We start from the raw sequence: 25594 nt of genomic DNA, 5'->3' as shown, positions 1-25594 counted from the left end.
CCCCCTTGAGGGGGAGTCGCAGAAGCCGAGCCGCAGGCGAAGGCTGATGCGGAGCGGGGCAATCGCGACGCCGCTTAGCAGCACCGACAGGCAGCGGCTCGGCTAAGCATCATCCACTGACCACTAACCACTGCCTAATACAGTCCGCCGGTGGCGCCGCCGTCGGCCACCAGCACCTGGCCGGTGATGTCGGCGGCAGCCTGGCTGCACAGGAACGCCACCAGAGAAGCCAGCTCAGCGGCCTCGCCCAATCGACCCACGGCTGTCTGTTCCGCCCATTGGGACTCGATCCGTGCGACGGGTTCTCCCTGCTTTTCAGCCTCCCGGGCCAACAGGTCGCCCACCAGGGGGGTCTTGAAGACTCCCGGGCACACGGTATTGACCCGGACGCCCTCCCGGCCGAATTCCTGAGACAACAGTTTGCTCAACGCCGCCACCCCTGCCCGGTAGACCGAGGAGAGGTAGTAGGGGGGATGGGGATCCTTGACGGCCACGCTGGTGATATGGACAATCCGGCCCCACTTGCCCTGGACCATGTGCGGTATCACCCGCCGGCACAGCCGCACCACCGGTAGAAGCACCCCCTCGAATCCGGCCCGCCAGGAGGCCTCGTCGTGCGAGAAGAAGTCGCCCATTTGGGGGTGGCCCACGTTGGTGACCAGGATGTCGATGGTCCCGAACCGTTCCAGCGCCTGGTCCACCAGCCGTTCCAAATCTTCCCCGCTGGCCAGATCGCATACCGCCGGCAGCACCCGGGCTCCGGTCTCATCGGCAATGGTTCGAGCCGTCTCCAGCAGCCGTTGCCGGTTGCGGGCGCAGATGACCAGGCTGGCCTGCTCCCTGGCCAGCGCCAGCGCACTGGCTTCTCCCAACCCCTGGCTGGCGCCGCAGACCAGGGCGACCTTGCCTTTCAATCCATAGTCCATTGTCCACCTCCTCCGCTTAAAACTGAAGTTCCAGGCGTTTCTCTCGAATGGGCCGGTAACAGTACTCGTTCATCAGAGCCACCGCACCCAGGTCCCCGTGATCCTTGGCCACGCCGGCATAGGACTCGAGGGCTTCCCGAATGGCCCGGTGAGCCAACTCAATCTGGCGTCCGGCCTCCTTTTTCCGCCCCTCCCGCAGTGCCCGGCCGGTCGCCCCGAAGGCATCGGCGGCTTCCAGATAGCGCACGGCAAAACGGAGCCGCTCCACAAAATATCGGGTGTAGTCCGTTCCCTCGGGCCGGCTGCGCCGCTGGGCCTCTTCCATCTGTCGGAGCGCCTCGGTGTAAAGCTGACGATCCTGTCTGAGATCCTCCGACAGCCCTCCACTCTCATAGTGCTTGGTCATCATCCCCGGTACGGGAAACCCGAACCCCAGGCCATGCTGATCCAGGCCCAGGGTGATTTTTTCGATGAGGGCGAAGGCCTCGAGGGCCGGCTCCACCGCCTCCGGCCCGCACACGTGCCGGACCTGGTCGGCATAGGCCTTCTCCGGCGTCATGCCGGCATCCCAACTGGCCCGGCTCAGATAGTGCACGGTCGGGTCGAGGTCTCCGACGGTCCAGTAGCGGGTGTAGAAGCCCGCCCAGCCGTTTTGGCGGAGCAGTTGGGTCAACCGGTGCAGGGAGCCGGTCGCCAGTTGAGGCAACACTCCTACATTGTCGTCGGCCAGGGTGAAGATGAGGGTGGAAGGAACTCCACCGGGTGGGACCTTCCTCAGCAGCTCCGGTTGGCGCAGCTGCCGGCTGGCCGTGTAGTCGATGAAGTTCAGCATCTCTCCGCCGGGCGGCAGCATGCGGGCCACCAGCGGGAACAGTTCCGCCACCACGCCGTTGTAGACGATCCTGATGTCCTCTCCCCCGCCGGGCCGCTTCAGCAGCTGCTTTTCCCGCAGCAGCGAATCGAAGAACCAGAGGCTGGACAGATCTCCCCGCAGCATGGTCTCCACCCGCTCGCCGCCTCCGGGGAAGGAGGTCCGGCCGCGCGCCCGTTTTCTAAGCCGGTTGTAGCTGTCCAGGTCCGCCCCCGGATAGCGGGCCGTCAAACGCCGGTAGGCCCTGGCCGCCTGTCCCACCCAGCTCCGGTGCTCCGGCATGCCCACGTGGACGTGGTCGATGTCGGGATAGGTTTCGACAAAGGCACGAAAGATGGTGGTGACCATGTCGCGCAGCCCCCGGTCCTGCATGGACTGGCCGCGTCCGGGACCTGCCGTGAGGTCGCCCAACTGCCGTTCCATTTCAGATCCCGGCAGGACCTTCATGAACTCCTTGGGCCACTGGAAGGGCTGAATGGACAGTCCGGTCTCCATCCCCAGCCGTTTGGCTTCCTTGAGGATGCCGCGAACCAGTCCGATGGCCCGCCGGACCATTTCTTCTCCGGATTGCGCTCCCACGAACTCGGGATTGGTGAAGACCTGCATGGAGCCGAACCGCTCCCGGCCGATGGTTTCCGGCCCGATGGGATGGCGGTGGCCGAAATAGAGGACGCCGGGAGGCTTTTCCATCCCCCGGAAGCTGTAGTGCACAAAGGGCTGGGCCGGCCACAGGGCGCAGTGGATGCGGTTGTACTTCATCTTGGCGATCTGGCCCAGAAAGCGGCGGTACTCCTCCAGGCTCCAGGAAACCGGGCCGTGCGGCAAATCGTTCACCAGGCGCCAGCAGCGAATGCGCAGGTTGGGCTCCAGGGCCAGGTCCAGCTCGGGCAGGCCGGACCATCGGCGCCGGTCGGGAAAGACGTCCTGGTTCACAAGATATCTCACCCCCAAACGCTCGCCCAGGTCGTACGCGGCCCACAGCACCGCCACCGGACTGCCTCCACCCACCAGCAAGGTCGGAACCGGACCGCCCACATTCCTGAGAAGCAGCCCCTGGTCGCTCAGATCGGGCCAGCTCTCTCCAGCAGCCTCGGCCAGCAGCGGATTCGTTTGGGGACGGCCGACCAGGATCACCGCCCGGGACTCTTCCCCGGCAGCCGGACCGACAGCGGCGGACACCTCGAACAGCTTCTCCAGCATGGAGGCCAGCTCCGAACCGGCCAGGCGTTCCAGTTCGGTGGCCTCGCTGCCCACCACAATGTCCACCCGTGGCCGTTCCTCCTTGAGCAGGCAAGCCGGCGCCGCCACCAGCATCACTGCAAGACACAACAGACGAACCCCCGATGGTTTGCTCATGACGGCTCCTCGAGTAGTAATGGATAGCGCCACCATTCTATGACAAATGTCCCCGTCCGCAATGAGGATGAGCAAGGGGCGATGATCAGTGCCGTCCCAAGTAGGGGCAACGCTTGTGGTTGCCCACCCTTGTGGTTGCCCGGTTGTTCCCGTTCGCCCGGCAAGAGCCGAATTGGGTGCTTACAAAGGGCGCCCACAAGGGGCGCCCCTCCAATCGCACATGGAATGTAGCCTGTACGAGCGATCCAATGAACCGGCAGGGCTAATGAACCGCTCTTCAAACTCCGGGCTTTTGGTGCTACAGTGTGCGGGCGCCCGCATCCCCAATTTTTGGTTACGGAATTTCCGTGGCTGATTTCACCCTTCCGGTGAATGGTCACTACTGAAGAGAAGGAGTCCCCAAAATGGAATTCAACCGACGAACTTTCCTGGAAACGGGAGCCCTGGGCATGGCGGCCTGGGGAGGGTCCATGGCCGATTTTCCCCTGCAGGGAAAGGCCTCAAGCATGTCTTCCCAAGGGTCCCCCAAGGACAGGCCACCGGCCTATCCCGTTATCTACAACTGGGACGGGGCTCCTCACCATTACTCCGAGTACCCGCAATCGGTGGAGCAGTTCGTGGAAAAGGCCTACGCCCCCATGAAGGATACCCAGGTGGGAGCTCACTTCTGGTGTACCGGCGAGCACGAGGCCAAGTGGCCTTCCAAGACCATGGAAATGGCGGGCGACTCCCAGGGCCGCCTCTACGACACGGTGTGGTCCATGCGGCACAACGAAAGCATCCGGGAGCTGCTGCGCAAGGGCGAGAATCCCTATGCGGCCCTGGTGAAGCGGGGTCACGAGCTCGGAATGCATGTCTATGCCTCCATCCGCATGAACGACAACCACTTCAACGGCCTGCAGCTCGAGGACATGGCCGAGGCCAGCATCGAAGGCCTGACTCCCCTGCGCAAGCAGCACCCGGAGTGGTGCCTGGGACCCCGCCAGGCTCCCAAGTGGTTCGCGGCCTCCTGGAATTTCGCCATCCCCGAGATCCGGGAACTGCGCCTGCAGAGCGTCACCGAGGTCTGCAAGCTGGCCGACTGGGACGGTGTCGAGCTGGACTGGCAGCGCCACGCTTTCCACCTGCCCCTGGATGACGCCCAGCGCCTCAGCTACACCCTGACCGACCTGCAGCGGGCCCTGCGCTCCATGACCCGCCGCCTGGGCCGGGAGAGGGGCAGGCCGTTCTACGTTGCAGTTCGGGTGGCCACCACCATGGAAGCCTGCCGGCGCATCGGCTACGACCTGAAGACCTGGGTCCGGGAAGACCTCTGCGACATGATGGCGGCCGGGGGTGGAGCCCTGACCGACTATGGCGTGGAGGTGGAAGCGTTCCTCGACCTTCTGAAAGGCACCGGAATCCGCTTTTATCCCGGTTTCGACAGCGGCTTCTGGGGCCCCCACCAGGGCCTGAAGCCCGACCGGGAATGGCATGAGGCCATGGTGCGGGCCGCCGCCACCGGCTACTGGAAACGCGGGGCCGACGGCATCTACTGCTTCAACTGGCACGCCAACGAGAGAACCCGCCGGCCCCTGCTGACGACCGTGGGATCGCTTGGAACCCTCAAGGGAACCGACAAGGTCTACGGGGCCCTGCACCGCTACATCGGCGGCTGGCCCTTCAGTGAACCCAAGGAAGGAAACTGGGCCGGTGCCGACCTTCACGACCGCCTCTATGGAGAGACCCCGGTAGCCCTTTACCGGACGCTGACGGAGGAAGGACCTCGCTTCCACGTCAAGGTCTACGACGACACGGTCCAGGAAGCTCGCGAAGGAAACCTCAAGACCGCCGAACTGCAGGTGGAGCTGAAACACCGCTCGGTAGCGGACAAGGTCGAAGTCAACCTGGACGGCGCCCAACTGCCCGAGCCTCAAGTACGCAACCTGGCTGCAGAGGATCCGGACAACCCCTCCGACGTGGCTGAAGACAGCTGGTTGGTGTGGAAGCTGCGTCCGGAACAAGCCGCCCGGGGCACCCATGTGGTCCAGGTTCGCCTGTTGAAGAGGGATGCGCGGCTAAGGCCGCCGCTGGTGGTGCAGAGCGTGGAGATTCACTTGAACTATCGGGGGTAGCGGGGGGACTGCGTTTGGGAAGAACGCTGCTAATTCGCCGCCTACGCGGCTTCGGCAGCGCGGGAATCAGACCACCCCGGGCTTCCACCCGGGGCTACCCTGAGCCGCAGCTACGCTGCTCTGTAAGGATGGCTTGTAACAGGCGTTTCCTCGGGCTACCCACGCCAATCGCAGCTTCGCAGCTCTCCCTAAACTCACGACACTGCCAGGAGATAGGATATTTCCATTAAATCGTGTGCTGCCTAGGGTGGCCCTGCCGGATCTCGTTCGCGAATGCGATCCGCCAGCACCTTGGCTCGTTCCGGGTCCAATTCCTTGAGAACCTCGTACTGCTCCAGCGCCGAGGTCCTGTCGCCTGCGCTCAGGTAGAGCAGGCCCAGGTTGAGCCGGACTTCGGCATTGCGGGGAGAGAGGCTCGCGCTTCGGGACAAAGCCTCGATAGCCTCCCCGGTGCGGCCCAGGCGGGCCTCGGTCAGGCCCAGGTTGACGTAGGCCCTGGCGGAATCGGGCCGCAGGCGCACGGCCTGGCGGAAGGCCGCAACGGCATCCTGCAGCCGGCCCAACTGACTGTAGGCCATTCCCAGGTTGGATTGGGCTTCTGCGTCCTCCGGCTTCAGGCGGACCGCCTGCCGGAAGAACGGCAAGGCCTCCCGGATGCGGCCCTTCCGGGCCAGAGCCACCCCCAGGTTGTAGTGCGCTTCGGGGGAAGCGGGATCCAGCGCGGCAGCCTGCCGAAAGGCCGCCAGGGCTTCTTGCTGAAGGCCCTGCCGCGCCTGGGCCAACCCCAGGTTCAGGTGGGCTTCGGCACTGTCCGGGTCGACCTGGAGGGCACGCAGAAAATGGCCGGCGGCTTCGGCTGCCCGTCGCCGCTCCAGGGACTCCCGCCCCAGACCAAGGTGGGCCTCTGCCAGCAGCGAATCGGACCGCAAGGCCTGCCGGAAAGACTCCATGGCCGGGCGGCCCTGCTGCCGGTTGACCAGCCCCAGCCCCAAATGTGCCTTGGCATAGTTGGGGTCGACCGCCAGAGTTCTCCGATATTGCTCGACGGCGGGGGCGAACTGACCCTGTCGCCTCATCACCTCGCCCAGGTTGAAACGGGCTATGGAGCTGCCGGGATCGATGTCCAGCGCTCGTTTCAGGCTGACCCGAGCCGCATCGTAGGCCCCGGTCTCAGCCTGAGCCATGGCCAACTTGACGTAGGGCTCGGCGAAAGCAGCGCTCTTTCGCTCCAGGGTTGCCGTCAGCCGGTCCAGGCCTTGCCTCAGATTTCCCGGAGTCTGCACCTCGGCCATCCCCAGATAGAGATTTCGTTCCCAGTCGGACAGCGACTGGGGAAAGTACAAAAGCGGCTGCTCCTTTTTGGGAGAATGGTCCTCCTTGAGTGGCGCCAGCAAATCCCGGTTCGGAGGTCCCCTCTGAATCAAGTGATCGGTCATGACCGCGTGCACCACGTCCTGAGCCCGCCGCCTGGGCATGTGACAAGCGGTGCAATCGCCGGGAGGCGTCTCTCCGTGGACGGCGGTCGAGGGTTGGTTGTGGCAACTGAGGCAGCGTTCCCGGTAATGCCTTAAGGCCTCTTGCCCCCGCAGCTTGCGGTGGGGGTCGTGGCAGGTGGTACAGGTCAGAGCACCCTCGCTCAGGCGGAAACAGGCAGACTGACGCATCCGGTAGCCGGCGCTGTCGATCTCGAATCGATCGGGGGGGGCCTCCGTGTCAGGATCGCCAAGATCGAAGTGGACGATGTAATCCGCCAGGGACTCGCCTGGCTTGAAGGAAAAAACCTGCCGGCCCGACCGTCTGAACCGCGGAGCCGCCGCTGCTGCTTCCAGATGACATTGCAGGCAGACGTCCAGCTGCCTTTCAGGGCTCAGCCTGGCCGGATTGACGATGGATTGACGAATCTGTCCGACCGCGGCCCTTTCACTTGATGCCAGCTTCACGTGATCGGCGCCCGGGCCGTGACAACGGTGGCAACCGATGCCGGAGGGCAGCTCGCTCCTGAAAACGTTCCGTTGGCCGTAGCGGTCCGAGGTTTCGGGGAGCTGGGGATAGCCGTTGTGACAGAACAGGCAGGAGTGAGTGACCTGGCGGCCGAAGTCCTCGTGGTCCGGACGGTCGTAGCCGGGGCTCATCCCCCAGCGCTGTATCTGCGGATACCAGGTCACCGGCAACTGCCGCAGCACCCCTCCTTCATCCAGGCTCAGATAGCTGCGGGCATGCTCGCCCGAACCGATGATCCAGGCCACCTCCCGTTCCAGGATGTTATTCTCGTTTCCGTCGGAGTCCAACTGGTATCGCCTCTGGTAGAAGCGCCCTTCCCGTTGCACCATCCGGTAATGCCGATTGGAGGGCGCATGGTGGAAGTGGTTCTCCCGGGTGTAGTCCTCGATCACGTTGTCCGGAGAAGGACGGTAGAAGGACCGGGCCATGGCCACTTCGGCGTAGCTCCGGTAGATCTCTGCATGGCAGGACTGGCAGACCTGGGAGGAGAGAGGGGAGTCGGTGGTGTTTTGGCCGGATCGGGAGTGGCCGGCCCAGGGCCAGAGCCAGACCAGGCAGACCATACCCAGTCCCACCCAACCCATTCGGCGGGCAAGTTCCGGAAGCGTCATTTCCAGGAAGGGCACTAGGGACCACCCCGGGCGAACGCCATCAGTCGCGGCAGAGGCAGGCGGATACAGCTGACCGGCCTATCTACTTGTCCTTCTTGGCGTCGAAGGTGGTCTTCACCTGAGCCGCCAGCGCCAGGATCATGTTGTTGGCTTCGGCGGCATAGGGACCCGAAGGTTCCAACTCCACGTATTTCTTGAAGGCCTCCAGGGTTCCCGGAGGCGGAATGGACCTTCCCTGTTCGTCCACCGTGGCCATTCCCAGCAGGCAGACCCCCAACTGATACTGGGAATTGGCGTGGTCGGGATTGGCCTCGATGGCCTTCCTGAAGGCGGCGATGGCCCCCTCGTTTCGCCCGCTGTTCACCAGGGTTGCTCCCAGGTTGAAATAGGCCAGGTCCGCGTTTCCGGGGTTTAATTCCAGGGCTTTGTTGATGGCCGCAAGAGCTTGATCGGTCTGGTCCATCAGGCCGTACAAAAGGCCCAGATTCATCTGATACTTGGCTCCCACCTTGGAGTCGGGGTTCTGAGCCAGAACCGTCAGAGCCTTCTGGTAGCTATTGATGGCATCGTCGTATTTCCGCAAGGCCCGATTCGCCTCCCCCATCTCGGCAAATATGATGTGCTGCCGCGGGTCCATCTCGGCCGCCCGGACATAGGCCTGCAGAGCCTGCCGGTAGCGCCTGGCATGGAAATGTTCCCGGCCCTTCCTGAACTCGTCGTTCATGTGGCCGAACTTGCGCTCTTCCTCCTTGGCGCGGTCGGCGGCGATTTCGGCGGCCGAGCGCTTGGCCAGGGCCTCCTGACGCTTCTTTTTCAACTTGGCGACCGCCTGGAGATCGAAGTCCACCTTGACCGGCTCGGCGTCATAGGCAAAGGTGTCGCCGGGCCGCTTGGTTCGGTAGATCCTCACGTTGGGCACGGCGTGCATCTCCGTGCCGTTCACCTGCACGCTGACCCGGTAGTAACCCAGAGGGATGGCTCCGTGAAAGTAGCGCCCCTTCTTGTTGGTCTTGACCGTGAACTTACGCACGGTCTGGGTGTCGTCAATGTGAATCACGGCGCCTTTCAGAGGCTTGCCGTCGACCCCCTTGACCTGTCCCATAACCTGCGCCCTCTGAGCCTCGCAAACCTCGGGGGCGACCAGGCCGAAGAGCGCCACCGCCAGTAGCGGCAACCCTGAAGACTTGACCAGTCGTGACATGTGACCTCCTGTTCCCGGCATGCCTTAGGCATCCGGAGATCTTGATGGCACTATCGGGGTCGGCGGCGACGACGACAATGAGCACCTACCTAGTGACGGCTCCGCTTTTAACCTTGGGCTCCCGGATCCTGCTGCCACCCTGCCTCAGGAATCCCAATCTGAAAGGAAGGTCCCTCCGACCGCTGCCATTTTCGTTGATATCTTCGCTTTGCAATCATAGCACCCTGTGCCGCTTTAGGGAATATTGGATCGCATATTGGATCGCGGAGCAAAGGCGCCTGATCGGCCTTTTCCCGGGAGCGCGGGCGTCCCGCCCGCATGCTATCCCGTTGCGTGCCGCTCAGTTTCCCTGCGATGCAGCACCCGGCCACTCTGCCGGCGGGAATGGCATGGGCTCGGCCGAGGCAGAGTCCTGACGCCGTTGCCGGTCGAGCCGGGTGGAGGAGATGGGCGAGTCCTTGCCAGTGTGGTGCGGGCGGGACGCCCGCGCTCCCGGGTGGGCATCCGCTTGCTGCGCACCGGCTTCTCTTCCTTTTCATAGGGCCAAAGGGGTCCATTGTTCCACTCTCGAATGATCCGTCCGGCAGGGCGGGGGCTTGACTTGTTTGTGAATATGGTCCGGGAAACCTGCTATTGGAGAACCGTCACCGTGGTCCGGGCGCCGACCGACTGGCCGCTGGCTCCCGGCGCCCGGGTCATCAGCGTCAGCTTGTACTGGCCGGGCTCAACGTTCTTGAAAGACAGGTTGAAGGCTACATTCACGGCGCCTTCTTCCAGGGGTTCAACTTGACCTTCGCTCAAGGTGATCAGCGGAAACCGGCTGACCTTGCCCCAGCGGTCGGTCAGTTGAATCTTGGCTGTCATCCCCTGGCTCTCCTGGGGATACATCAGGTTGAAGAGGGTATAGAAAAAGGTGACCGGGTATTGGCGGTCGATCCGGTCGTCCAGCGGAAGATGAATCTGGACGTCCCCGAAGATCACGGCCTCCCCGCCCTCCAGCAAACTGGCCTGCAGCTCGGCGCTCAGATCGGCCAGCGGCGTGAGCTGCTGGGTCAGCACCAACTGGCTGCTCTCCAGACCACCCGCGGGCAGGGATGGATCCGGGTCTTCGTCCGCCGGCGTCGGTTCCACCGATTCCGAGCGTACGAACTCCTCGGGAAGGGTGGGTTCATCCGCTTCTGCAACCCCGAGGTCAGCTGGAGATTGCGGGGCAACCCGGGCACTCTGGGGAATGGGCAGCGTGACCGTCTCGTCGAGGGACCCCATCCGGGTCCGGTGGCTTTCTCTGACCACCGCCTTGACATTGTATTCGCCCGCGGGAACCTCCCACTCCGTCCGGGTGGTGAAGCCGCGCTGGAGCATGGAGCGGTAGCTGGATTCGCCCAGACTCAGCTCGATGGTCTTTTGAGACCCTTCCACCTGCTGGCCGTCCCGGTCGTAGACCATCAGCACCAGGTGGAGGAGATTCTGGCGCCGTTCTCCCTCCTGCCGAAAGGGCATCCCCGCGATACTGACGTTGGTGAAGACTTTCAGGCGGTGGCGGTCGTCCCGGGTCGGGGAAGAACGGTAGTCCAGTTGCAGCGGAATCTGGTCGAAATTTCCCGGGGCGGTCAGGGCCAGTTGAATATCTTCGTTCTTGCGATCCTCCAGGGAGAGTGTTTTCCGGGGCGCAAAGTATCCCCGGCGGTAGCTGAGCTCCACGGTGGGCCGGTCCACTTCCACCCGGATCTTGTGGTATCTTCCGTCGGCCTTCTGATCGGGGGAAGCGTAAGAGAGCACATAGTAATAGGACTGGGTATTGCTGATCTGGCTGAGGCCCGACACCAGGTCGTTGTTGTCGGTGAACAGGACGCCGCCGGTTTCCTCGGCCAGTTTCTCCAGGGGGCGGCGCTGATAGGTCTGGTCGCGGTAGAGATCGGAGAATTCCCTACCCATGGTCAAGCCCGCGTTGAAGTCCTCCTGGCTGATTGGCTCGCCGGTCAGGTTTCTGACCTGGTCGTTGTTGGCGGCCTCGAAGCCGACGGTATGGAGTCCGCGAATGTCCACCACGTTGACGGCGACCCGGGAGCGCAGGGCGCGACCCACGACCCGGTCCAGCCTCCAGCGCATGGAACGCGTCGGGACGAATCCGTCGGAAAAGAGAACCAGGGATTTGCTCGCCGTAAAATGCTGCAGGGTCTGGACATGATGGCGCAGTGCGGCCACCAGCCTCTGAATAGCCCCCTGGGCTCCCGAGTACTGGTGAAAGGCTTCGGCGCGAACGTGCTGTTCGATGTCGCCCGGGTCCAGATCCCTCACTTCAGCGCACCTGCTGGCCTCCCTGAAGGCCCGGGTGAAATCGATTCCCCGGTGACCGTCCACGATCCGGATCACCTGCACGTCGGTCATGACCGGGCAGCGGCTGCGGTAGGGGCGGGACAGGTAGAACTTCCCGACGTGGAGGGCCTCGATCCGCTCCCGGAGCAGCTTGCGGTCGCTGGTGAAGGGCATTCGGACGCGTCCTGAAGCTGAAAAGACGCCCACCTGGTCCTCAGGCCCCATCTCCTCGGCAATGAACTTCTGCAATGCGGATACGACCCAGAAAAAGTACCTGGGGGAACGGGCGGTCAGGTCGTCGATGAAGTAGCTGATCAGCCGGGTGCGGTCTTCTGCCTCTTGAGTTGCAACCCGCGCGCCGGGAGTGGGCGGGGCCGTTCCCTCCCCGGTCGGATCCGTCCGGGACTCCAGTTGACTGGATTCCACTTCGAAGCTTTGAATCCGTTGGCGCTTGCCGTCCTCAAAGAGCTTGAAGTCCTCAACGGTCAGGTCCTTGACCGGCCTCCCGGCCCTGTCGGTAACGGTGACGTTCACCAGCACCACGTTCACCGGGACCCTGAAGGTGAAAGCTGAAGATGAGTTGTCGGAATTCGGCTCCTGTTCGTCAGGAGCAGCCGACACTGGAATGGGCGCCCACAAGGCCACTGTCAGCCCGATGGCTGGCAAAAGGGCACAGAGCCGAAGCCAAGTCCGTAGATGCATCTTCATTCGACCCATGACTGAAGAAAAGGAATAATATCGTTTTCTATTTTACACCATCGGATGGTCGAATTTTTTCGAATGAACAATTAACATCGATGCACGGGATGCACAGGATTTTTTCAGGAAACGGCCAGCTTGAAATCCTGAACGTCCGCAAATCCGCACCGGTTCATCGCCCGAGTCGGCTTCGGGTGCAGCACCCTCACATCCTGTTAATCCTGTGCATCGATGTTAAATATGAAATAGATATCGATTCCACTGCCTGGCAGCCTACAATCCCTCAACCGCATCAGCCCTCGCCTTCCGGAAGCAATGCAACCCGCCAGGCCGCCCCTACTTGGGACTGGCTTTCAATCTCGAAATGTGCAATATGAGAATATCCCATCGCTCCGGAGCAGGCATGTCGGCAAAAACCCTCACTTTGGCACTGTTGGCTGTCCTGCTGAGTCTGCACCTGGCCGGGGCCTCCGCGACCCCGCCCGGGGGAGAAACTCCCCAGGGAACCGAGCGTCAAAAGCAGGTGGTGCAGTACCTGTTCGACTTCCTGGACCAGAAGGAAGGGGCTCTGGAAGCCTTCGAGGCCGAATGGGAGATGAGCCTGGCTCCCATGGTGGTGGAAACGCTGCGTTTTTTCGCCCCGCGCCAGGAAATTCTGTTCGACGACGAGACCCCGGCAGGCAAGTTGTGGGACCTGCTGGAGAGAAAGACCGGCCAGGATGTGGATCGGGATCTATACCCCATGATGGAGTGGGTGTGGGAACAGGATTTCGAAATGCATCCCTTCTATCCGGCCTTCAAGGCAGAAATCCACGCCCCCATCGACGAGCGGTTTCATTGGTGGTTCTATCCGGGCATGAAGCATACGATCCGCCTGGACGAGATCGTGTGGGGCGGGGTGAAGGTGGACGGCATCCCCCCTCTGGAGCATCCCCGGTTCATCGAAGCCGGCGAGGCAGCCTATCTGGACGGGACCGACGTGATTTTCGGGGTATACCTCAACGGGGAAGCCAAAGCCTATCCCAAGCGCATCCTGGCCTGGCACGAGCTGTTCAATGACACCGTGGGCGGCATGGACGTCACCTGCGCCTACTGTACCCTGTGCGGGTCAGCCGTTCTCTACGACCAGCGGATCGGCAAGCGGCAGTTCGATTTCGGGACCAGCGGCTTTCTCTTCCGCTCCAACAAATTGATGTGGGATCGCCAGACCCGCTCGCTCTGGTCGGCCCTGGAAGGGGTTCCCGTCACCGGCAAGCTGGTGGAGTCCGAACTGAAGCTGAAACGGCTTCCCATCGTGACCACCACCTGGAACGCCTGGAGAAAGAGCCACCCCCGAACCCGCGTGCTCTCCCTGGAAACCGGCCACCGGCGGGATTATGGCGAGGGCGTGGCCTACCGCGCCTATTTCGCGACTCAAGAACTCATGTTTCCAGTCCGCTATCGGGACAGCAGGCTAAGCAACAAACAGGAGGTAGTGGCCCTGCTGCTGGAGGGAGAGGCAGTGGCTTATGACACCGACTTCCTGGGAGAGAACCCGCTCTATCAGGACCGGGTGGGCAAAAGGGCGCTCGTCATCCTGACCGACCGGTCGGGAGCCAACCGGGTCTACGACGCCACCGGAGTGACCTTCACCCGCTGGAACCGCAAGGCCAGGCTGACCGACAGCCGCAGGCAATCCTGGTCGGTCAGCGAGGAGGCCCTTACCAACAAAGCCGGAGAGAAACGCTTGCGGCTTCCCGCCCATCGGGCTTTCTGGTTCGGCTGGCACAACCAGTTCCCCAATTCCCGCCTGGTGCATTGATCTTGTCCCCTTGGTGTCACGACGTCACGGGATGAAGGCCACCCATCACTCTTGCTCCTCGAGGGGGGCGCCGCCTTGTCGGGCGGCAGTCCTGCCGATGCGGCGGAACCGCCCCGCTTCGTTCCCCTTCGTGGATAACTTTTTCAGGTTGTTTCAGGCGGGGTCGGACTTCCGGGGAAAGCCTCAGGGAGCCGGTTGCCGGTTGATCTGCTCCATCAACTCTGCCGCCTTGGCTTCATCCAGATCTCTCAGTTTGCCGTACTGCTCCAGGGCCAAGGCCCTGTCCCCTACCGCCAGATGGGCCAGCCCGAGATAAAGGCGGGCCTCGGCGTTGCCGGGCTGAAGACGAAGAACCTGCCTGAAGGCGGGGATGGCCTGGCGCGGCTGTCCCAACTGGGCATGGGCTTCCCCAATGAACTGGTGCAGTTGCACCAGGTCGGGCTTGATGCGTGTGGCTCCTTGAAAAGCCTGGATGGCGTCCGGCAATCGCCCCGTTTGCACGTAGGCCGTTCCAAGACGAAGGTGAGCCTGCAATGAATCGGGCTGCAGGCGCACGACTTCCTTGAAGGCTTCACTGGCTTCCTGGTGCCGATCCAGTTGGCCGAGGGCCGCCCCCAGGTTGGAGTAGGCTTCGGCAAAGTCGGGCTTGACCTCGATGGCCTTCTGGAAGGACTCCACCGCCTGCGGGAATTGCCTCGCCTGGCCGTAAGCCAGACCCAGTTTCAGACGGGTTTGGACGTCCTCCGGATCGATGCGGACCACTTGAGCCAGGGCCTCTGCAGCCTCCCGCCATCGCCCCAATTGGCCCAGAACCAGACCCAGGTTGGAATAGGCCTCGCCGTAGTCGGGTTCGATCCTGACCGCCTGCCGAAAGGCTTCCACCGCCTCCGGCAAGCGCCCTGTTTGGCCATAGGCTACTCCCAAGCTGGAATGGGCTTCGGCATAGTCCGGCCTGAGGTCGATGGCTTTTTCGAAGGCCTGGATGGCTTCCTCCCGCCGCCCCAGCTCGTTCTGGGACAGACCCAGGTTGTAGTGGGCTTCGGCGTCATCCGGCTTGAGGGAGATGGCCTGCCGGAAAGCGCTGACCGCTTGCCGGTGTCGGCCCACCCCCGCCCGAGCCACCCCCAGCGAGCGGTATACCCCGGGGTTATTGGGTTCGATCTGCAAAGCGCGATGAAACTCCCGGGTGGCTTCTTCAACCTGACCCTGCTGCAGAAAAACGGTTCCTGAATTGGCATGCGCTTCCGCCGAAAGAAAATCGCTGCGCACAGCCAGTCGAAAGTGTTCCAGCGCCCCCTCGATCTGTTGTCGCTCCTTCAGGATCAGTCCCAGGCCGTTGTGGGCGGCGGCGTGGCCGGGTTTGAGGCGAAGGGCGTGCCGGTATTGCTCGGCCGCCTCGTCCGGACGGCCCTGCCGCCTCAGCACCTCCCCCAGTTGAAAGCGGGCGGGCGCCAGCTCCGGATCGGCCTCCAGGGCTTTTCTCAGATGGATTCCGGCTTGATCCAGGTCCCCCGACTCCACCTGCACCAGGGCCAACTGAAGATAGGGTTCAGGACTGGTCCCCTGCCATCGTGGAAGGGCCAGCTTGAGCCGGTCCACCCCCCGGGCAGAATGGGCCGGGGACCGAATCTGTCCCAATCCCCGGTAAATTTCCCGTTCCGAATCGGGCAACGCATCCGGCTGGTGCAACACCACCCCGTCGGGCTTGGGGGAGTGGTCTTCCTTGAGGGGCGCCAGCAGGTCCTCTTGGGGAGGGTGGCGCTGGATGAAGTGATCGGTCATCACCACGTGAACCGCGTCCTGGGTGCGGCGCTGGGGCATATGGCAGCTCGCGCAATCGCTCTCTCCGGGCTGTGGATGGGCCTCGGGCGACACCTCGGCGTGACAGTCCATACAACGTTCCCGATAGTGCCGCACCGCTTTCTCCCCGCGGGGAGCGTGATGGGGATCGTGGCAGGTGGTGCAGGTCATCTTTCCCCGGCTCTGGATGAAGCAGGGCGACCGGCGCAAGCGATAGCTGCTGCTGTCCACCTCGAACCGCTCGCTCAACTCCCCTGTCTTGGGATCGACCAGGTCGAACCGGACAGAGTAATTCGCCAGGGGCTCGCCCGGCCTGTAGGAGTAGATCGAACGACCGAAGCGCTGGATATGCGGGCCGGCCGTGGCCACCGGCAGGTGGCACTGCATGCAGACCTCCATTTCCCGTTCGGGTCCCAGACGGACCGGATTCACAACGGTCCGGCGGATGTCGGCCGCATCCGCCCTGCCGCTGGAAACCATCTCCAGGTGACGGCTTCCGGGGCCGTGGCAGCGCTGGCAGTCGATCCCCGACGGCAGTTCCCGGGGGAAACGGCTGTCGAGCCCAAGACGATCCGACGGTTCCGGAAGGGGCGGATAGGCGTTATGGCAGAACATGCAGGCATGAGTCACCTGCCGGCTGAAATCCTCATGGTCGGGCCTGTCGTAGCCCGGACTCATGGCCCAGCGCTGCTCCTGGGTATACCAGCTCACCGGCAGTTCCCTCAGCACGCCGCCGGCGTCCAGATTGAGATAGCTGCGGGCGTGGTTTCCCGAGCCGATGATGTGGGTGGCCTCCATCTCGAAGACGTTGTGCTCCCGCCCCTGGGCATCCAGTTGGTAGCGCCTCTGGTAAAAGCGCCCGTCGCGCTGAAGCATCCGATAGTGGCGGTTGGAGAGCTCATGGTAGTAGTGGTTGTTGACCTTGTAGTCCTCGATGACGTTCTCCGCCGAGGGGAGATAGAATGAGCGGCCCATGGCGACTTTTTGGTAGCTGTCAGAAATGTCGGAGTGACAGGGCTGGCAGAGTTGCGGGTCGACATACTCGGCGGGGGCGTCCGGCTTCGAAGCCTTGAAGACGGTCTGTTGCCCTGCCAGGACAGCCCAGGCCACTACCGTGGCGAGAGTCCAGAGCAATCCGGCGGATGGATACCGCCACGAACTGCGGTGCCTCTGAAGATCGGCTTTTCTCAAACCAACGTTCCTCAAGAGTGGCGCAGGGCCGCCCAATACACTCACACCTTGATACGTGTTTAACGTTTCTTTGGAGAAGCGGTGCGTTCCCGACGGACGCCACTGATCCGCCGCTTCGCGGCTGCAGGGTTGCCGGAATCCAACGACCCCGGGCTCCCGCCCGGGGCTACCCTGAGCCGCAGCTACGCTGCTCTATAAGGAAGGCTCGTAGTAGGCGTTTGCTCGACCTACCCACTCCTACCGCAGCTTCGCAGCTCTCTCCTAACCCACAACACTGCCCGGGGATAGAAAATTCCCCTGCATCATCTCCGTGTTCTATCCCCACTTCCGAGTGTCCGCCAGTGTAAGTAATCCGACCTAATCCTGAGGCGAATCGCCGGGGTTCTGCCGGTCGAGCTGGTCCTTCAGCATTCCCGCCCTCCGGTGTGCGCCCAGGCGCTTCAGGATCTCGTGCTCCTGCAGGGCCTCTTTCCTGTTCCCCAGCGTGAGATGGGCCATTCCCAAAAAGAACCGGACTTCGGGATCGTTGGGCCGGATGGAGGCCGTCTTTTGAAAGGCCTCGAGGGCCTCGGGCAGCCGACCCAGTTGAGCATAGGCCAGGCCGAGACTGGAATGACCCTCGGCATCTTCCGGCCTCAGCCGGACGGCTTCCCGAAACGCCGACAGGGCCTCTTCCAATTGTCCCAGCTCGTTGTGGGCCACCCCCAGGTTGTAATGATAGTCGGCGTCCGCGGGGTTGAGTTGGATGGCCTGGCGGAATGCCTCGATCGCCTGTGTCGGTTGTCCGGACCGTGCCCGCGCCAGGCCCAGACTGTAGTGAGCCTTGGAGAGGTCCGGGTTGAGGCGAATCGCCTCGGCGAAGGCCCCCAGGGCCTGCGGTTGCCGGCCCAACCTGGACAGGGCCGTCCCCAAATTGAGGTAGGCCTCGGCGCTGGCCGGTTCGATGCTCAAGGCTTTCTCAAGCTCTTGAACGGCCCGGTTCCACTCCCCCTGCTGAATATAGGCCGTCCCCAGGTTGGCAAAGCCCTCGGCCAGAAAGGGGTTGTGCTGCACTGCCCGGCGAAAGTGGGCGATGGCAGATTCAATCTGTCCCTGTCCCTTCGCGATGAGTCCCAAACCGATTTCGGCTTCTCCATAGGTGGAATCGGCTGCCAGGGCCAGCCGGTAGTGGCGGATGGCCTGGTTCCACTTCTCCTGCTCTCTCAGCATGTCCGCCAGCCTGGTGCGGGCAGTGACCATGCTGGAATCCATCTGCAGGGCCTGGCGCAACCGAACCTCGGCCGCGTCACGTTGGCCGGCCTCCAGCAGAGCTTTGCCCCATTCGGCAAAGAATTCCGGGTGAGAGGAGGTCTCCGGGCTCAAGCGGGCCTTGAGCTTGGTCAGTCCCTGCCCGAGGTGGGAAGGCGACTGGATCTGGGCCAACCCCCAATAGATCTCCCTGTCCGATGCCGGGAGTGCCTCCGGATCGTTCAGAACCACCGCCCCTTCATGCGGCCTATGGTCTTCCTTAAGCGGGGCCAGCAGGTCCCGCTGGGGCGGACGGCTCTGAATCCAGTGGTCGGTCATCACCACATGGACCGCGTCCTCGGTCCGCCGCCTGGGCATGTGGCAAGGCACGCAATCGCTTTGAGCCGGTCGAGGATGGACCTCGCCTGAAAGGCTGGGATGGCAGCTCATGCAGCGGTCGCGGAAATGTCGAACGGCTTCCGGCCCCCGGGGAGTCCGATGGGGATCGTGGCAGGTGCTGCAGGTCATGGCTCCCCGGCTCTCCAGGAAACAGCTTGACTGGAGCAACCGATAGGCAGTGCTGTCGATCTCGAACCGGTCCGTAGACCTGCCGGGATCGGGTCCCACCAGGTCGAAGTGCACGATGTAGTCATCCAGCGACTCTCCGGGACGAAAGGAATAGACCGAACGCCCGGCCCGTCGGACCCGGTCTCCCCGGTTGCCCAGCGAGGACTGCACGTGACACTGCATACAGACGTCCATCTGGAGTTCCGGACTCAAACGGGCCGGATTGAGGATGGCCGCGCGAACCGCCTCCATAGCCGCCTCTCCGCTCGACAACAGATTCACATGCCGCGAACCGGGACCGTGGCAGCGCTGACAGTCGATGCCCGAGGGCAGATTCCCGGGGAAACGGCTCTGCTGCCCGTAGCGGTCGCTGGGCTCGGGAAGCCGCGGATAGCCGTTGTGGCAGAACATGCAGGAGTGACCGACCCGCCGGCGGAAATCGTCGTGGCGGGCATGGTCGTACCCCGGACTCATCCCCCAGCCCTTGCCCTGGGAATACCAGCTCACCGGCAGTTGCCGCAGCACACCATTCTCGGCCAGGTTCAGATAGGTCCGGGCATGGTTGCCGGAACCCATGATGTGGGTGACTTCCAGTTCGAAGACGTTCTTTTCCCTGCCCTGATCGTCCAGTTGGTAGCGTCTCTGGAAGAACTTGCCATTGCGCTGCACCATCCGGTAGTGGCGATTGGAAGGTGCGTGAAAGAGATGGTTGTCGGTCGTATAGTCTTCGACGGCGTTCTCGGTGGTGGGCTTGTAAAAGGAGCGGCCCATGGCCACCTTTTGGTAGTTTAGAAAGATCTCGGCGTGGCAGGGCTGGCAGGTTTGCGGGTCGACGTACCCGGGAGCCGCATCCGTCTCCGAGGCCTGGAAACCGGCACCCTGCTCGATCAGGACGACGCAGGCAGCCAACAGCGCGGCAATCCCAAGAAGAGTGGAGAGTGGAGAGTGGTTAGTGGAGAGTATCTTGATCGACACGTTAGGCATCCCAAAACACCCTGTTTCACCCCTTATGATCCGCCCGGCAGGGCCGAGGCAGGGCTAGCCACTATCCACTGATCACTATCCACTGCCGTTAAAGGTCCAGCTTCCCGTCGGTCATCATTTTCTTCAACTTGAAGGAAGTCTTCACCTTCAGAGGACCCTGTTGGCTGATGAATCGGGCTTCCCCGTCCCTCAGAACCACAGACCGGCCCGCCTCCGTGACCCGCGGAAAAAGAAAGAGAGCCATGGGAAACCGAAGGGTCTCCGGACCCACGAACTGCACCGGGTCGATCTTTTTGGGCTTGCGTTTTCCCGACAGGAGAAAGGTCTTCCCTCGAACCTCCTCCAGGGTGGCGCGGCGGTAGAATCTGGAGACCGAGCCGGTCACGGCAATAATGTGATGACGGCGGGATTGCCCGTGAAGCGCCTGCATCTGTTCCTTCAGGTCCAACCCCCGGAGTTGGCGAAGCCGGCCGATGGCTTGACGAGCCCTGAGGGAGGAGTACCAGAAGACTCGGTAGCGTTCAGCCGCCCGCCTGAGGCCGCCGCTTTCCCCGCTGCCGCGAGATTCCCCCTGACTGACGGAGTTGCGCGGATCGTCCAGGGGATTATCGGACCGTGAGGCGAGGCGCTGATCCACATCACCGGATCGGGTCGGGTCGGGAGGACCTTGGGGGTCCAGGCCGGGCCAAGCCGCTCGTTCACTTCTCAGATCTCTCTCGTAGCCGTCCCCCGAGGGGATGACAAAGAGGTGGGACTTCCCCCAAGGAGACTTTCTCAAGACCTTTCGAGCCTCCTCACGAGTCCATTCCTGAAAGGGCTTCCTCTGCCATTGACCGCCTGCCGGCAGGACCAGCCACACTCCCAGGACCATGAGGGCCACGGGCCCTGCAACTACGGCACGACCTTTTTTCAGAACCCACATGGGCCACCTCTTATTGATGTTCATTCGTGTCCATTCGTGGTTCGTCGTTGCCCTTCTTGGATTGCCCCCTTGAGCCTTCACAAATCCCTTCGTGTTCCTTGGTGTTCCTTCGTGGATATCTTTATTTTGCTTGTCGACCCACGGCAACGCCAGGCTATGGCTCGACCGTCCCGGCCGGCCGTGATGCCCGCATGACCTCTACCTTCCCAGCTCCTTCCCTGATGGTGAGAATGCGGTTGACCTCAAGATCCCGATACACCTCTTCGGTTCCCCCGGGCCAACGGATCCGCAGCGATTGGATCCGGTCGGCGGCACCCAGACCGAAGTGAGCCCGCAGGTCACTGGCTCCCAGATACCCTCCGCCTCCCATCACCTGGTCGATCTGCCGGCCGGCGGCGGTCGTCACCTCGATCCTGGTTCCCACGCCGTCCCGATTGCTGCGGGAACCGATCAGGTTCAGCAGGATCCAGTTCTTGCGGCTCCCCACCTGGTTCACAAGGAGATGAGGCAGACCTCCGCAGTTGTTGACCAGGATATCCAGGTCACCGTCGTTGTCCAGATCTCCGAAACAGGAACCGCGGCCGACCCGCGGCTCCAGTCCCGCCTGCCGGGAGAAGTCCGCGTGTTCCTGGAATATGCCCTGCCGGTTCTCCAGCAGCATGTCGGGCTGAGCGTAGCGAAAGCCGAACTGGACTTGCTCGACGTTGTCGAGGACGTGCCCGTTGACCACCAGAAGATCCTGATCCGCGTCGTTGTCAAAATCGAAAAAACCGGTGCCGAACCCCAGCAGGAACCGATCTCCCCGGGTGACCCCGGAGGAGGCCCGTTCATCGGTGAACAGCCAGTCCTGGTGGTTGCGGTAGAGGGCGTTGGTCTCCATGTCGTAATTGGTCACCACGATATCCATCAGGCCATCCCCGTCATAGTCGGCCGCGTCGGTGCCCATTCCCGCTTCAGCGTTGGCCTCCTCGTTGTAGCCGGTGCCTGAAAGCAGGGTCATATCTTCGAATCCGCCCTGCCGGTTGTTCTGGTAGTGGAAATTTCTGACGGTGTCGTTGGCGACATAGAGGTCAATCCAGCCGTCATCGTCGAAATCGGCCGCCACCACCCCCAGACCCTTGCCCTCCGGGTTGAGGATCCCGCTGGCTTCCGACACGTCCCGGAAACGGCCGCCGCCCAGGTTTTGGTAGAGCCTGTCGCCGACACCGTCGTAGTGGCCCGGATAACAGTAGGTCCGGATGTTCTTCAACTCGCAGAGGGGATTGGTCTCAAAGCTGGTCTCCAGGTAATTGGTCACGTAGAGGTCCAGGTCGCCGTCATTGTCCATGTCGAAGAAGGCGGCGCTGGTGCTCCAGTCGGAACAATCGACGCCGGCCTTGGCCGTGACGTCGCTGAAGGTCCCGTCTCCGTTGTTGCGATAGAGCCCATTGGGTCCGAAGTTGGTGATATAGACGTCGCGGTCCCCGTCGTTGTCGTAGTCGCCCACGGCAACGCCCATGCCAAAGGCGCCGTTTCCCTCCAACCCCGCCTTGGCGGTCACGTCCTGGAAACGACCGTTAGCCAGGTTGCGATAGAGCGCGTGGCGAACCGGCCCGGCGGCGGTGGACTCGGGCGTAAGGCCTCCGTTGATCAGCAGAATATCCAACCACCCGTCGCTGTCGTAGTCGAACAGGGCGCATCCCGAGCCGACCGTCTCCACCAGGTGCTTCTGGTCGGAAGCGCCCCGCTGGTGCCGGAAATCAATGCCGGCGGCGGCCCGGTTGTCGTGAAAGGGAGATGGCGGGTCGGGCCAGGCCGGTAATTCAGCCCCTCCCCACACGAGAGCGAGGACAACCGCCGCGACGGCAGCCAGCGTGCCCCGCCACCTGTGTCCACGGGTGAAATTCGGCAACCGATCCATTGGTGGACGCTTCCCCATACAACCCTTGATTCCCTATCTTGCCGCTTGCTCCCGCGGCAAGCCTGCCTGCTGCTTACTCTTGCCCCTACCGCCCAGGTCAAATTTCGGCAGCGAGAGCCGGCGGTACCGTCCTTCGCCCTCCACGATGCGAATGAACCGATCCACGGGCACATCCTGGAAAACCTGAGTTTCGCCGCTGGTGGGCCAGAAAACCTCCAGACGCGCGATTTTCGACGCCCGGCCCAATCCGATGGTCTGGCGCAAGGGATTGGCGCCGAAGGTGCCGCCGCTGTTGACGGTCTTGAAGATGGTTCGGGCCTTGCCCTCTTCCTCCACCTCGAGACGTATGCGGGCGCCGATGGCGGACCGGTTGGAGCGCGTGCCCACGAGTTGGACGGCGATCCAGTGGTTGCCGAATCCCGGGTTCTCATAGAGGGCGTCGGCGTACTTGTCGCCGGCGTAGGAACCGCCCATCTGCTCGAAGATGTCCTGATCCCCGTCGTGGTCGAAGTCGGCGAAAACTACCCCGTGTCCTTTCTGAAGGTGGGCAAATCCACCGGCGATGGAAACGTCGGCGAACCGCTTCCCTTCCAGACTGCGGTACATCAGATTGGGCATCAGATCGTGGTAGTCGGGGGTGCCCGTACCCAGATAGAAATCGAGATAGCCGTCGTTGTCCAGATCTCCGAAGTTGGACCCCATGGGTGCGGAAGGGCGGTCGAGGTGCAGCTTCCGGCTCACCTCTTCAAACCCCCCGGCCCCGTCGCCGCGATAGAGCCGGGGCAGCTCGGTATCAAAGGAGAGGCCCAGACTGGCGGAGGCCAGGTCGGCCACTTCCGTCATGTAGGCCGAGACGTAGAGATCCTGAATCCCGTCGTTGTCGTAGTCCCAAAACCAGGCCGGAAAGCTGGCCATGGGGCCGGTGACGTCCAGCTTGCCGGCCACGTCGGTGAAGGTTCCGTCCCGGTTGTTGCGGTAGAGTCGATTGGGCTCCCAGAAATTGGAGACGTAGAGGTCGGGGTAGCGGTCGCCGTCGTAATCCGCCCAGACCACCCCCTTGGTCCAGCGGTTGTTGGTGACACCAGCCTGCCGGGCCACGTCCGAGAAGGAGCCGTCGCCGTTGTTGCGGAAGAGTTGGCAGGGGAAGGGCAGCCGGTCGTCTTCGACCTCCCCCAGCGGCTGAGGCAAAAAAATACCCTTGCGGGTGGATTCATTGCCGATATAGAGATCCAGGTCGCCGTCGTTGTCGAAATCAGCCCAGGAGGCCGTCTGGGTCGGGAAGTGCACCTCTCCCAGTCCCGCCAGAAAGGTCACGTCGGTAAAGGTCCCGTCGCCGTTGTTTCTGAGGAGCGAATTGGGATGCCGGTCGCTGTCCCCCAGCCATCCCCCGCGCAGGACCAGCAGATCCACGTACCCGTCGTTGTCGTAGTCGGCCTGCAGCAGATTGATGCCCCCCAACAGCCCGCTCAGTCCGGCTTCCCGGGTCCGGTCCGCAAAGGAACCGTCCCCCTTGTTGACGAAGAAGCGCATCTGCTCGGCCGGGTCCCAGGTGGATACGACCAGGTCCAGGTAGCCGTCGTTGTTGAAGTCGTCGGCGCAGGCGCCGCCAGCCAGATTGAAGGTGTCGAGCCCGAGATCGGCCGCGATGTTGCGGAACCTGGGGAAGGGTGCATCGGACTGGAACGTCTTGGTCGGGATGAGATAGGCCCGGGGCACGCCCTCGGGATAGGTGCCCAGAGTCATATGGGCAATGTTCAGCAGCCAGCGGGACTCCAGGTAGGCAATGGAGTCCGATGCCGACCGTTCCAGCACCTGAGTGAAAAAGCGGATGGCCTGCCGGGACCCCTCCGGCTCGGTATGGATGCCACCTTCCCTGATGGGCAGGATGCAACTGTCGGGATTGGCCCGCAGGCAGCAGTTCTGAGTCTCTCCGACCCGCAGGTGAGACACCCCGAGCTGGAAGCGCAGCCGGATGGGCAGATCCGCCCGCAACAGGTTCTCGACTTGAGGCAACAGGCTGAAAGCGGCGCCGGAATGCTCCAGGGAGCGTTGCTCGTTGCCCAGTTGCAGTTCCTCTCGGCCCAAGTCGAAATGGAGCCGCCAGCGCGTCACTTGTGGAAAGAATCCGGCCTTTTTGCGGCCGCCCTCCAGCTCTTCAAGTTCCGCCCGCAGGTGGCGCGCCCTAAAGTCACCCAGCACCGGGTCGCGATCGGGAACGCGATCCCTGAGTGCCTGCAACGCCTGCAGCATTTTCTGGTGGCTGGACCGGGCCTCCTCGCCACCGGGTTCAGTCCCGAGACCTTGAAGGATTGCCGAAAGAGCCATCAGCAGCGCCAAAACCGCACCGGCGGCAATCGGCAGAGGGCCGGGCCGCCGCGCCCGACCGACAACCGGTTCCAATTGCAACCGCCGTCTGAGGGCCGACTTCGGTAGTCTCACCGGAGGAACTCCTCCTGCAGGATGCGCGTATGTATCGAGTTCAAATTATGGAAAGAATCACCAGATGGCGTCAAGGTCGGGGGCGATTCGGAGCCGCAAGGAGCGCCGGCTGAAGCAATTCAGGGACCATCCACAGATGAACAGGATACACAGGATTGGGTTTCAGGAGTCCCGCGGCCCATCATCCTGGGCATCCGCAAGCCCGCACCGAATCATCGCCCAAGCCGGCTTTTGGTGCACAAGACTCTCGTCCTCTTAATCCTGTGCATCCTGTGCATCGATGTTAATAAGGATGGGTTGGTTCATCCTCCGAAACAGTTCACAATCCCGAAGTGGCCGGTATTTTGATCCGTATTTTCGTATTCGGGCCTATTGGAAATTAAGTGACTCATTTCATGAGACTTGTTGCTTATTTCGACAACGATTTGCCAAAGAGGCAGGACGCCACTTCAAAATCTCGTAGATTGAATCCGGACACGAGTACGGGCACCGAAGTCAAAGTCGACCATAAACGACTTAAAATGAATATCTTACACTTTTCTTGCCCTCCTTGGAGCTTTGGCAATCAAATTGCAGCTTAATACGCGAGTAAAAGATCTTTAAGGTGTATGCAACACCCGAATGAGACAGATTCGAGGTCCATTCCAGACCCATAGAGTTTCAGGAGG

General features: G+C 62.5%; 12 protein-coding genes. 2 read left to right on the top strand and 10 right to left on the bottom strand.

Translation table 11 applies throughout. From position 1 onward, the window contains the following. Window positions 1–134: 134 nt before the first annotated feature. Window positions 135–926, bottom strand: a complete 792-nt coding sequence (locus OXI69_02425) for an SDR family oxidoreductase (protein MDE2664988.1) — start codon at window positions 924–926, stop codon at window positions 135–137. Between the two features lie 16 nt (window positions 927–942). Beyond that, window positions 943–3153 (bottom strand): hypothetical protein, encoded by a 2211-nt coding sequence (locus tag OXI69_02420; GenBank protein MDE2664987.1) that lies wholly within the window; start codon window positions 3151–3153, stop codon window positions 943–945. A gap of 404 nt (window positions 3154–3557) precedes the next feature. On the opposite strand from OXI69_02420, the gene OXI69_02415 reads away from it, so the two are divergent. Further along, entirely contained in the window at window positions 3558–5267 is a 1710-nt protein-coding gene (locus OXI69_02415) for a hypothetical protein (protein MDE2664986.1), read from the top strand. A gap of 242 nt (window positions 5268–5509) precedes the next feature. Here the strand turns inward: OXI69_02415 and OXI69_02410 are convergent, their stop codons facing one another. From OXI69_02410 to OXI69_02400, 3 genes are all read right to left on the bottom strand, one after another. After that, window positions 5510–7894, bottom strand: coding sequence for a tetratricopeptide repeat protein (locus OXI69_02410; protein ID MDE2664985.1), 2385 nt, complete (start codon window positions 7892–7894; stop codon window positions 5510–5512). A 67-nt stretch (window positions 7895–7961) separates the two neighbouring features. After that, window positions 7962–9080, bottom strand: a complete 1119-nt coding sequence (locus OXI69_02405; GenBank protein MDE2664984.1) for a tetratricopeptide repeat protein — start codon at window positions 9078–9080, stop codon at window positions 7962–7964. Between the two features lie 630 nt (window positions 9081–9710). Then, on the bottom strand, window positions 9711–12098 hold the full coding sequence (locus OXI69_02400; GenBank protein ID MDE2664983.1) for a VWA domain-containing protein: 2388 nt from the start codon (window positions 12096–12098) through the stop codon (window positions 9711–9713). 400 nt (window positions 12099–12498) lie between these two features. Between OXI69_02400 and OXI69_02395 the strand changes: the two genes are divergently transcribed. Beyond that, complete coding sequence (locus OXI69_02395) at window positions 12499–13896, top strand: DUF3179 domain-containing protein (protein MDE2664982.1); 1398 nt, start codon at window positions 12499–12501, stop codon at window positions 13894–13896. Between the two features lie 183 nt (window positions 13897–14079). Here OXI69_02395 and OXI69_02390 read toward each other — a convergent pair whose 3' ends face one another. The 5 genes from OXI69_02390 to OXI69_02370 form a co-directional block, all read right to left on the bottom strand. Further along, window positions 14080–16887 carry a tetratricopeptide repeat protein gene (locus OXI69_02390; GenBank protein ID MDE2664981.1) on the bottom strand — a complete coding sequence of 936 codons (2808 nt, stop codon included), beginning with the start codon at window positions 16885–16887 and terminating at the stop codon, window positions 14080–14082. Window positions 16888–17244: 357 nt separating this feature from the next. Further along, window positions 17245–19656 (bottom strand): tetratricopeptide repeat protein, encoded by a 2412-nt coding sequence (locus OXI69_02385; GenBank protein MDE2664980.1) that lies wholly within the window; start codon window positions 19654–19656, stop codon window positions 17245–17247. A 97-nt stretch (window positions 19657–19753) separates the two neighbouring features. Then, entirely contained in the window at window positions 19754–20611 is an 858-nt protein-coding gene (locus tag OXI69_02380; GenBank protein MDE2664979.1) for a hypothetical protein, read from the bottom strand. A gap of 130 nt (window positions 20612–20741) precedes the next feature. After that, on the bottom strand, window positions 20742–22487 hold the full coding sequence (locus tag OXI69_02375) for a CRTAC1 family protein (protein MDE2664978.1): 1746 nt from the start codon (window positions 22485–22487) through the stop codon (window positions 20742–20744). 33 nt (window positions 22488–22520) lie between these two features. Next, window positions 22521–24926, bottom strand: coding sequence for a CRTAC1 family protein (locus OXI69_02370; protein MDE2664977.1), 2406 nt, complete (start codon window positions 24924–24926; stop codon window positions 22521–22523). Between the last annotated feature and the right edge of the window lie 668 nt (window positions 24927–25594).

The organism is Acidobacteriota bacterium (assembly GCA_028875575.1).
In the GTDB taxonomy this organism is placed as follows: domain Bacteria; phylum Acidobacteriota; class Terriglobia; order Versatilivoradales; family Versatilivoraceae; genus Versatilivorator.
This window is presented reverse-complemented; position numbering and strand designations above follow the sequence as displayed.

Coding starts and splice junctions, on each gene's coding strand:
- OXI69_02425 (MDE2664988.1), bottom strand. CDS start 926: ATGGACTATGGATTGAAAGGCAAGGTCGCCCTGGTCTGCGGCGCCAGC.
- OXI69_02420 (MDE2664987.1), bottom strand. CDS start 3,153: ATGAGCAAACCATCGGGGGTTCGTCTGTTGTGTCTTGCAGTGATGCTG.
- OXI69_02415 (MDE2664986.1), top strand. CDS start 3,558: ATGGAATTCAACCGACGAACTTTCCTGGAAACGGGAGCCCTGGGCATG.
- OXI69_02405 (MDE2664984.1), bottom strand. CDS start 9,080: ATGTCACGACTGGTCAAGTCTTCAGGGTTGCCGCTACTGGCGGTGGCG.
- OXI69_02400 (MDE2664983.1), bottom strand. CDS start 12,098: ATGCATCTACGGACTTGGCTTCGGCTCTGTGCCCTTTTGCCAGCCATC.
- OXI69_02395 (MDE2664982.1), top strand. CDS start 12,499: ATGTCGGCAAAAACCCTCACTTTGGCACTGTTGGCTGTCCTGCTGAGT.
- OXI69_02380 (MDE2664979.1), bottom strand. CDS start 20,611: ATGAACATCAATAAGAGGTGGCCCATGTGGGTTCTGAAAAAAGGTCGT.
- OXI69_02375 (MDE2664978.1), bottom strand. CDS start 22,487: ATGGATCGGTTGCCGAATTTCACCCGTGGACACAGGTGGCGGGGCACG.